Origin of the sequence: Acidovorax sp. HMWF018 (genome assembly GCF_003061035.1) — a bacterium.
Classification (GTDB): Bacteria; Pseudomonadota; Gammaproteobacteria; order Burkholderiales; family Burkholderiaceae_C; genus Acidovorax; species Acidovorax delafieldii.
Map to the genome: position 1 here is coordinate 12,946 of NZ_QAIM01000332.1, position 9,483 is coordinate 22,428.

Below are 9,483 nucleotides of genomic sequence, written 5' to 3' on the forward strand. Positions count from 1 at the left end.
CGCTCAGGCCCTGCCAGCCAGGCGGTGATCAAACCCGCCAGAAAACAGTCGCCCGCGCCCACCGTGTCCACTACCGTGATCGGAGCCTCCTCGCGCGCATGCACGGCCAAGCCGTCGCGCTGCAGCAGCCAGGCACCTTCCGGCCCCAGAGTCAGGGCGAGCCATTGGGCCTGTGTTTGCTGCTGCAAACAGTTGGCGCGCTCCAATGCGTTGGCACCCGGAACAGCCAGCGCGTCCAGGTCATCGTCGCTCACCTTGATGAGGTGGGCGTGCTGCAGGGCGCTCATCACGTTGGCGCGGTAGGCCTCCGCATCGTCCACGGCCGACAGGCGCAGGTTGGCATCGACCACCACCATGCGGCCTGCTGCGCGCTGCGCTGCCAGCCAGGGCTGGTAGATGGCGGCATCTTGTGCCACCAGCGCCAGGCAGCCCGTGGCCACCACTTGCAGCTCAGGCAATGCGGCGCAAGCAGCCGTCAGCGCGGCGGCCGTCACCTGGCGGTCGGCCACGCCGTCGCGGTAGAAGCTGTAGCTGGCCTTGCCCTCGGCATCCAGTGCGGCCAGCGCCAGCGCGCTGGGCGCACGCACCGGCGTGGGGGCGGCCAAGGTCACACCCGCCTCCAGCAAGCCGTGGGCCAGTTGGCGGCCCAGCAGGTCGCCCGACAGCGGGTTGAGGTACAGCGTGCCCACCCCTTGCAAACCCAGCGCGCGCGTGAGGTTGTACACCGCGCCGCCCGCGCAGGGTTTCAGGCGGCCATCGGGCTCTTCGATCAGGTCAAACAAGGCCTCGCCCGCCGTGGCCACGCGCAGCCGCGGTGCGGTGTGGGCGGGGGCAGAACTGGCGGACTGGATAGGGAAAACCATAAGTAAATCCACTTGATTTATTAACTTATCGGCCACTATAGTTCGATCCCATCCACCCGACAAGAGTGGTTCACCTGCCAGCCGCGCAGCACGGGGCCGACAGGAATCTGCCATCCCACAACCCGGAGACAACGCCATGCAACGCACCCCCGCCTTCGCGCTTTCTGCCCTTGCCCTCACCGGCGCCCTGGCCTGTGGCCTGGCCCAGGCACAAGCATCCGAACCCGTCATCGGCCTCATCACCAAGACCGAGACCAACCCCTTCTTCGTGAAGATGAAAGAGGGCGCCACGGCAGAGGCCAAGAAGCTGGGTGCCAAGCTGGTGTCGGCCGCAGGCAAGACCGATGGCGACAACGCGGGCCAGGTCACGGCCATGGAGAACCTGATCGCCGCCGGTGCCAAGACCATCCTCATCACCCCCAGCGACGCCAAGGCCATCGTGCCCGCGATCAAGAAGGCGCAGGCGCGCGGCGTGATGGTGATTGCGCTCGACAGTCCCACCGAGCCCATGGATGCGACCGACGCGCTGTTTGCCACCGACAACTACAAGGCGGGCGAGCTGATCGGCCAGTACGCCAAGGCCGCCGCTGCAGGCAAGAAGCCCGTGATTGCCACGCTGGACCTGTTTCCCGGCCACCCGGTGGGCGCACAGCGGCACAACGGCTTCCTGAAGGGCTTTGGTCTGCAGGCCAACGATGCCAAGAGCAATGAGTTGTCGCGCCCCGCCGAAGTGGTCTGTATGGCCGACAGCTTTGGTGACCGCGCCAAGGGCCAGACCGGCATGGAAAACTGCCTGCAGAAGAACCCTGACATCAACATCGTCTACACCATCAACGAGCCCGCCGCAGCCGGTGCCTACAACGCGCTCAAGGCCGCAGGCAAGGAGAAGAACGTGCTCATCGTCTCGGTGGACGGCGGCTGCGCAGGCATTGCCGACGTGGGCAAGGGCGTGATCGCCGCCACCAGCCAGCAGTACCCGCTGCGCATGGCCGCCATGGGTGTGGCGGCCGGCGTGGAATACGCCAAGACCGGCAAGAAGGTCAGTGGCTACACCGACACCGGTGTGACGCTGATCGCTGCCAAGCCCATGGCGGGCGTGGACAGCAAGGACGTGAAGACTGGCACGGACCTGTGCTGGGGCGCCAAGTAAGAGCCGTTCTCAAAACTCTTCTGGCGTCGTTGCTGCGTCTTGTCGTACTACCGTACTGCCTGCGACGCAGCGCCTAGCCAGAACCGCTTCGCTGAGTTTTGCGATCGGCTCCCAACCGTCAACTGCTTTCTGAGCGCCACCTTTGTCCACTCGCACGGAGCCGCCATGTCCTCGACCGCTTCCAAACTACCGCCGCTGGCCACGCTGGGGCCGTTCATCGCGCTGATCCTGGCGTGCGCCTTCTTTGCCACGCAGAGCGAGCGTTTTCTGTCGGCGCAGAACTTCGCGCTCATCCTGCAGCAGGTCATGGTCGTGGCCGTGATCGCCATTGGCCAGACGCTGGTGATCCTCACGGCGGGCATCGATTTATCGTGTGGCATGGTCATGGCGCTGGGCGGCATTGTGATGACCAAGATGGCGGCGGACTACGGCCTTTCGGCCCCCGTGGCGATTGCCTGCGGCATGGCGGTGACCATGCTGTTCGGCCTGATCAACGGCCTGCTGGTCACCAAGATCAAGCTGCCGCCCTTCATCGTCACGCTGGGCACGCTCAACATCGCGTTTGCCGCCACGCAGCTGTACTCGGGCGCGCAGACCATCACCGACATCCCCGCTGGCATGACCGCACTGGGCAACACCTTCCAGCTGGGGCAGACCGCCATCGTCTGGGGCGCGGTGCTCATGCTGGTGCTGTACCTCGTCACCTGGTTTGCGCTGCGCGAAACCGCGCCGGGCCGCCACGTGTACGCCGTGGGCAACAGCCCCGAAGCCACGCGCCTTACCGGCATTGCCACCGACAAGGTGCTGCTGGGCGTGTATGTGCTGGCGGGCCTGTTCTACGGCATCGCGTCGGTGCTGTCGGTGGCCCGCACCGGTGCGGGCGACCCGAACGCGGGCCAGACCGAAAACCTCGATGCCATCAGCGCCGTGGTGCTGGGCGGCACCAGCCTGTTTGGCGGGCGCGGCATGATTTTGGGCACGCTGGTGGGGGCGCTGATTGTGGGCGTGTTCCGCAATGGGCTCACGCTCATGGGCGTGTCGTCGGTGTACCAGATCCTCGTCACCGGCATCCTCGTGATCCTGGCCGTGGCCACCGACCAACTCTCGCGCAAAGGAGTGCGTTGATCATGACCACCTCCCCACACACCACGAACGCCCCGCTGGTCATGCAGGCCAAGGGCCTGGTCAAGCGCTATGGGCAGGTCACTGCGCTCGATGGTGCCGACTTTGAACTGCGCGCCGGTGAAATCCTGGCCGTGATCGGCGACAACGGCGCGGGCAAGTCGAGCCTCATCAAGGCGCTGTCGGGCGCCACCGTGCCCGACGAAGGCGAGATCCTGCTCGACGGCCAGCGCATCCAGTTCAAGAGCCCCATCGACGCACGCCGCGCGGGCATCGAAACCGTGTACCAGGACCTGGCTGTGGCCCCGGCCATGACCATTGCCGAAAACCTGTTCCTCGGCCGCGAACTGCGCCGCCCTGGACTGCTGGGCAGCGCTCTGCGCATGCTCGACAAGAAAAAGATGCTCGAAGAAAGCGTGGCCCGCATGGCCGAACTGAAGGTCGGCATCCGCTCCATGACACAGGCGGTGGAGACACTCTCGGGCGGCCAGCGCCAGTGCGTGGCCGTGGCCCGCGCGGCAGCGTTTGCGCGCCATGTCGTCATCATGGACGAGCCCACCGCCGCCCTCGGCGTGAAGGAGGGCAACATGGTGCTGGAGCTGATCCGCCGCGTGCGCGACAAGGGCCTGCCCGTCATCCTCATCAGCCACAACATGCCCCATGTGTTCGAGATTGCCGACCGCATCCACATCGCCCGTCTGGGCAAGCGCGCCGCCGTCGTCAACCCCAAGAAGATCAGCATGAGCGACACCGTGGCTGTGATGACAGGGGCCATGGCCGCGTCTGACCTGCCCGCTGAATGCCTTGCCTGAAACGCCCCCATGCTGAAGAACATTGATCCCCTGCTGACCCCCGACCTGCTCAAGGTGCTGGCCGAGATGGGCCATGATGACGCCATCGTGCTGGCCGACGCCAACTTCACCGCCATGAGCCTGGGCATCGGCAAGCCCGTGCTGCGCCTGCCCGGCATTGGCATGGCACGCGCCGTGCAGGCCGTGGCCAGCGTGCTGCCATTGGCGCAAGACGTGCCGCACCCCGTGGCTTACATGCAGGTGGGCGGCACCGAGGTGCCGTACCGATCGGCCCTGCAGCGCGAAACCATGGCCGTACTGGCGCGCGAGGGCGTGGCCAGCGCGCAGGCCGAAGGCGTGGAGCGTTTTGCGTTCTACGAGCGCGTCAAAAAGGCCTATGCCATCGTCGTCACTGGCGAGCTGCAGCCCTGGGGCAACTTCCTGCTGCGCAAGGGCGTCATCGGCGACACTCTGAACGCCTGATCGTTTCATCACCATGCTGGACACCGACGCATCCCTACCCGCCGTTGACAACGCTGCCGCCAGCCCCGCGCTGCTGCGCCAGCGCGGCTCCAACCATGTGGGGCTGCGCCAGTTCAACGAGCGCGTTGTGCTGCAGGCGCTGCGCACCCATGGCAGTCTGGCCAAGGCCGAGATGGCGCGGGTCACGGGCCTCACGGCGCAGACCATCGGCCTCATCACCGCCCGGCTGGACGAAGACCAGTTGCTGCGCCGCGAAGCCCCGGTGCGCGGCCGTGTGGGCCAGCCTTCGGTGCCCATTGGTCTCAACCCCGACGGCGCCTTTGCCATCGGCATCAAGATCGGCCGCCGCAGTGCCGACTGGCTGCTGGTGGATTTCACCGGCCATGTGCGCGAGCGCATCGTGCTCGACTACGCCTTTCCTGACATCGACGTGCTGCTGCCCGCCATCCGCATTCACCTGAACCAGCTGCTCGACGGCTTGGGCCCGCTGCGCTCGCGCGTGGTGGGCGTGGGCGTGGCCGCGCCGTTCCAGCTCGGCGGCTGGCACCGCATGCTGGGGCTCACCGAGGCCCAGTCCGAAGCCTGGAACAACATCGACTTGGCCGAGCAGGTGCAGCAGATGACCGAGCTGCCCGTGTCCTTTGCCAAGGACACCTCCGCCGCCTGCGTGGCCGAGCTGCTGCAGGGGCGCGGGCGCGACATCCCGAGTTTTTTGTACCTCTTCATGGACACCTTTGTGGGTGGCGGGCTGGTCATCAACTCGCACCTGCATCGCGGTCTGCATGGCAACGCAGGTGCGGTGGCTTCGCTGCCGCTGTCACCCGCCCAGCCGGGCCAGGCGCCCGCGCAGCTCATCAGCCAGGCCTCGCTGTGGGAGCTGGAGCAGCGCTTTCGCGAACACGGCCTCGACCCCATGGCCGCCTACGACAAACGTGTGCTGCAGGCCCCGTGGCTGGAACACAGCCGGGGCTGGATTGCCCGCGCTGCGGCCGGCCTGGCGCACTGCATCGTCTCGGCCACGGCGTTTTTGGACCTGGATGCCGTGGTGGTCGATGGCGCCGCAGCCCCCGAGCTGCTGCAGGCCTTGTGCGAGGGCGCTCGCCACGCGTTGGCCGACTACAACTGGGAAGGCCTGCACCAGCCGCCCCGGCTGGAGCTGGGCACCATGGGCTCGGACGCCCGTGCGCTGGGCGGAGCGCTGCTGCCGCTGCATGCGTGTTTTGCGCCGGATACCGATATCTTCCTCAAGGCTTGATGGCCGTGCTATTGAAATAATAGCTATCACGGTATATTCCACTGGCGCAAGCAGGCGTTTTCCGTCAAAACTGCTTTCTGGCGGTCTTGTGTGTACTGTCCCGTCACGGGGGCGTTGGCCCCGTTGCGTCGATCAGCCAGGGGCTGTGGCGACTGCGCCCTGTTGCCTGCTGCGCTTGCTTCGCTGACAGTCAGCGCCCCGCCAGGATCGCCCGCGCCACTTCGGCAAACCCCGCGCCCCGTTCGCCCTGCGTCACATAACGTGGCAGATGTGTGAGCTGCGGGGCAAACCGCGCGATATTGGCCACGCCCACGCTGTGCGGAAAATGCTCGAACATGAGCTGGTCGTTTGTAGAGTCGCCCACGTAGACCCACCGGTCGATCTCTGCATCAAGGTCACGCCCGAACAGCTCGCGCACGATCCATCGTGCCCCTTCCAGCTTGTTGTGCGTGCCGTACCAGCCGTTGATGTGAATGCTGCTCACTGTGGCGTTCATTCCAGCCGCTTGCATCAACGCTACGCAACGGTTGATGTCAGTCTGCGGCATTTGGGTGAACTCGCTGTGGTCGATGGCGATATCGCACTCGCGGCCTCCAGAGTCGGTGGCGCGAGACGCACCTGGGACTCGACGTTCGATCTGCTTCAGCACTTCTTGCATACGGGCGAAGTTGACTGTGCGAGTAGTCGCATCTTGCTGGTGGAGCTTCTCAAGAGCGCCCTCGGGTCGTTGGACCAGTGCAACGGCACCGTTCTCCGCCACGATGGCGTCCACGGGCCATGCCAATGCGAAAGGCTCACTCCAACCGACGGGGCGGCCTGTGATGGGGATGACACGGAGATCATGGTTCGAGAGGTCATGGAGAGCTCTCAAGGCCTCTTCTGTTATGGCGCCTTCCGTTGTCAGCGTATCGTCGATGTCTGTGAGAACGCCAACTATGCCGGAGTGTTTAGGCCATGAGGAAAGTGGTTGCATTGCTACTGTGCCGCGAACTCAATGATGGCTCTATAGAAGCGGTCAGAGCCGTCTGCCGTATTGTCTGGCCTGAGTTCCATGCGATTGACCCCTTGTTCCGGTCCTTTGAAGCGCGCAGGAACCACGGAAAAGTAGTATGGGCTGATAAAGCGCGCCCCTGCTTTCAAATGGGATTGCATGGCAGCGAGGTGTACGCCCTCGCGTTTCCATTGCTGCGGGTTGAATTCAGGCACGCCATAACCCCTGATTCCATGCTGCGCCATGAAGTCGCGCAGCCACGCACTGTCGGTCGCTCCGCCGTACATGTTCAACCCATGGTTCCACGGAGCGGTTCCTTCCAGCGTTTTGCCCACTGCAAATAGCTGCGGATTCCAGGAAGAGTTGACGTTCGGCACGATTTGGTGTGAGAACAACTTGCTGGCTGGCAGTCCTGCCTTTAGAGCCTGCTCGCGGAAATATTTCAAGAACTGAAAAACCTGAAATTCCCTGAACAGGTTCCACTCACGCGCCAATGGGTTGTAGTACACATCCTGAAGTGGTCTCGGCTGATCCAGCCACGAACGAACACCCGATAAGGTAACGGCAGCCTTGAGTGAGGCAATCTTTTTGGGCTTTGCAGACGGTGGCGCTGCTTGGTCACGAGCGACCACTACAAATTCGACCTCTGCTACTTGGTACGGAATGCCTTGCGATTTCGCGATGACCTGAGCTATGTGTCTCCCGGGTTTGATACGGGTGAAGTCGAGGTCATATCGGAAACCCGTGCTCGGTGTGGTGATGGACGCTTCTGCTCGGTACACATCCAATCTGTTGAATCCGTAGGCTATCGGGCCGACGTATTCGCTATCGACGTGCAACTCCAACTGCTGGATTTTTTTCAAAGGATCCCAAAGCCACCCCGCGATAGGCAGTGTGCCATCTGCGAATGCATCGTAGTGTTCTCCAAAGCTGCCTAGTTTTTCTTTGCGTATGTCTTTCGAAGGGGCGGGTACATCCTCGAATTTTGCGTAAGTCGACCCTATAGTGGCGTTCAAACTATCTACGCTTTTGTACTTCGCCACGAGCCACTTGCGAAAGTCAATGATGGATGATGGACTGTAGTCTGTGACTTGAATGCCTTGATAAGCACCCATTCCGTTTTCGAAATCGGGAAACATCTGATGCAGTTCCCCCGCCAGCGTATAGGCTACTACTCGGTTCTGCACGGACTTCGGTAGCGCTTTGATTTTCTTGGCTACGTAGCCGAGCGCTTGGAATCGGTAATGATTTACGGGGATTGCAGGGTTAGTAGACAACGTGTAAGGCATGATTTGGTAGCCAAAGTAATTTAGCTCCAGAGGCTTGCCATCGCGTAGTTGCAGCATGTTCTGCGGATCCTTGCTCAGCTCTTCGGAAATAGGGCCGAGAGAGTCAAAATGGTCGGCAGCAAGGTACACAACAACGGGACGCTGAACTTTGCGCAAGATGCTTAGAAAGTCATCTACTCGGGTCGGATCGATCTCCCAGCCACGCGGCGTCTTCTGATACAACGCGAGCAATTGCAGCGTGGCTGTGTAGCCGACCTGAACGGCCCCTTTTGGGCCACCCGGCTCCAATGTGTTTAGCAGGCGATTGACGGCACTCGCCCCGTCCAGTTTCGATTTACGGCACAACGCGTAGGCATCGGCAAGTGATGTGATGCTTTTGTTCGACGCGGCTTCGTCACACAGATGGATGCCCTCCACAATCGGTGCGATGACGAGCGGCTCCTTTGTTAGCTCCTGGCCCGCAGACTCAGCGACTGCTGTAAAGCCTGAAAGGGCTGCGATCAGAAGAATGACGGAACGTTTACAGGTGTAATACCGGTATACGCCTGCTCGGAATTCACGAAAAAAAAACATGGGATTTGCTGAGCCTGGACGTTAGGTCGCTAAGGAGATGTGGAGCCGAGGGCGTCTTGTGCTGAGCCTTCTAGGGCTTGACTTACTGGTTCGGTCGGCACATTGCTGACGTCATAGTGCAAGAAAGCAATAAGAAATTGAATGCCGATAAGTATCGGTAGGGCGGCCAGCATAACGGTCCCACTAGTAGCTGGATAACTGGAGTGCGTACTGTTGAGCCAGTGAACGGCTCCGAACACGGTTCCAGAAACAAGGAGAAGGGATCCGAAAAGACTGTAGAGAGTCCCAATGTTGAAGTCTCGAATCAAATAGTTGTAGAAATATCGCCTCCAAAGTCTGGACAAATGTTTGCTCAGAAACTCGGGAAGTACTTTACTTATCTTTAGATTAGATTCTTCCTCGGCATAGACGGAATCCATTGGCACGTCCTTGACAACCGCTCGGACAGTATTCAATCGAAAGAGCATGTCCGTCTCAAAAAAGTAGCGGCGCTCAAGTTTGTCCAAGGGTAGTTCTGCCAAAACGCAAGTACGGACGGCCGTATAGCCATTGGTGGGATCCATGACGTTCCAGTACCCGCAACTAAGCTTGGTGAGGAATGACAGCACAGCGTTTCCGAACAGCCTTATTGGAGGCATCCCTTGAACTGACTCTGGGCGGTAGAAACGATTCCCCTTGGAGTAATCCGCTTGGCCTCGTTGCAAAGGCCTTACGAACAAGGGGAGCAATCGCGGGTCCATTTGTCCATCGCCATCAATTTTGACAACGATATCGATGCCTTCCGACATGGCGGCTTTATATCCCGTCACGACCGCCCCTCCCACGCCTCGGTTTTCGGGGTTATAGAGCACGCGTACGCGTGGATCATGGTTGTGTTGTTCGACGAAGCGGCCGCTACCCTCCGGACAGGCGTCGTCGACCGCATAAATTCTTTCGACTTCAGGTCCTATATCGGCAATCACGCCC

Annotated in this window: 9 protein-coding genes; 5 read left to right on the forward strand and 4 right to left on the reverse strand. The window is 61.7% G+C overall.

Annotation, left to right across the window (positions count from 1 at the left end; all coding sequences use genetic code 11):
• Window positions 1-863, reverse strand: an 863-nt coding sequence (locus DBR23_RS30610; RefSeq protein ID WP_108498460.1) for a PfkB family carbohydrate kinase, incomplete at its 3' end; no start/stop codon positions are given.
• Window positions 864-999: 136 nt separating this feature from the next.
• On the opposite strand from DBR23_RS30610, the gene DBR23_RS12480 reads away from it, so the two are divergent.
• The 5 genes from DBR23_RS12480 (at window position 1,000) to DBR23_RS12500 (ending at window position 5,664) form a co-directional block, all read left to right on the forward strand.
• Window positions 1,000-2,013, forward strand: a complete 1,014-nt coding sequence (locus tag DBR23_RS12480; RefSeq protein ID WP_015015733.1) for a sugar ABC transporter substrate-binding protein — start codon at window positions 1,000-1,002, stop codon at window positions 2,011-2,013.
• Window positions 2,014-2,178: 165 nt separating this feature from the next.
• Window positions 2,179-3,138 (forward strand): ABC transporter permease, encoded by a 960-nt coding sequence (locus DBR23_RS12485; RefSeq protein WP_055393070.1) that lies wholly within the window; start codon window positions 2,179-2,181, stop codon window positions 3,136-3,138.
• A 2-nt stretch (window positions 3,139-3,140) separates the two neighbouring features.
• Window positions 3,141-3,947, forward strand: coding sequence for an ATP-binding cassette domain-containing protein (locus DBR23_RS12490; RefSeq protein ID WP_055393072.1), 807 nt, complete (start codon window positions 3,141-3,143; stop codon window positions 3,945-3,947).
• A gap of 9 nt (window positions 3,948-3,956) precedes the next feature.
• Window positions 3,957-4,409 carry an RbsD/FucU family protein gene (locus tag DBR23_RS12495; RefSeq protein WP_108498457.1) on the forward strand — a complete coding sequence of 151 codons (453 nt, stop codon included), beginning with the start codon at window positions 3,957-3,959 and terminating at the stop codon, window positions 4,407-4,409.
• A gap of 13 nt (window positions 4,410-4,422) precedes the next feature.
• Window positions 4,423-5,664, forward strand: a complete 1,242-nt coding sequence (locus tag DBR23_RS12500; protein ID WP_108498458.1) for an ROK family transcriptional regulator — start codon at window positions 4,423-4,425, stop codon at window positions 5,662-5,664.
• Between the two features lie 190 nt (window positions 5,665-5,854).
• Here DBR23_RS12500 and DBR23_RS12505 read toward each other — a convergent pair whose 3' ends face one another.
• The 3 genes from DBR23_RS12505 to DBR23_RS12515 form a co-directional block, all read right to left on the reverse strand.
• The gene (locus DBR23_RS12505; RefSeq protein WP_108498459.1) at window positions 5,855-6,637 is read right to left on the reverse strand and encodes an HAD-IIB family hydrolase; all 783 of its coding nucleotides are present in this window, start codon (window positions 6,635-6,637) and stop codon (window positions 5,855-5,857) included.
• A gap of 2 nt (window positions 6,638-6,639) precedes the next feature.
• A complete protein-coding gene (locus DBR23_RS12510) occupies window positions 6,640-8,517 on the reverse strand; it encodes a hypothetical protein (RefSeq protein WP_233250429.1) in 1,878 nt (625 codons plus the stop codon).
• Window positions 8,518-8,546: 29 nt separating this feature from the next.
• The coding region (locus DBR23_RS12515; RefSeq protein WP_108498462.1) for a glycosyltransferase family 2 protein at window positions 8,547-9,483 on the reverse strand (937 nt) is incomplete at its 5' end.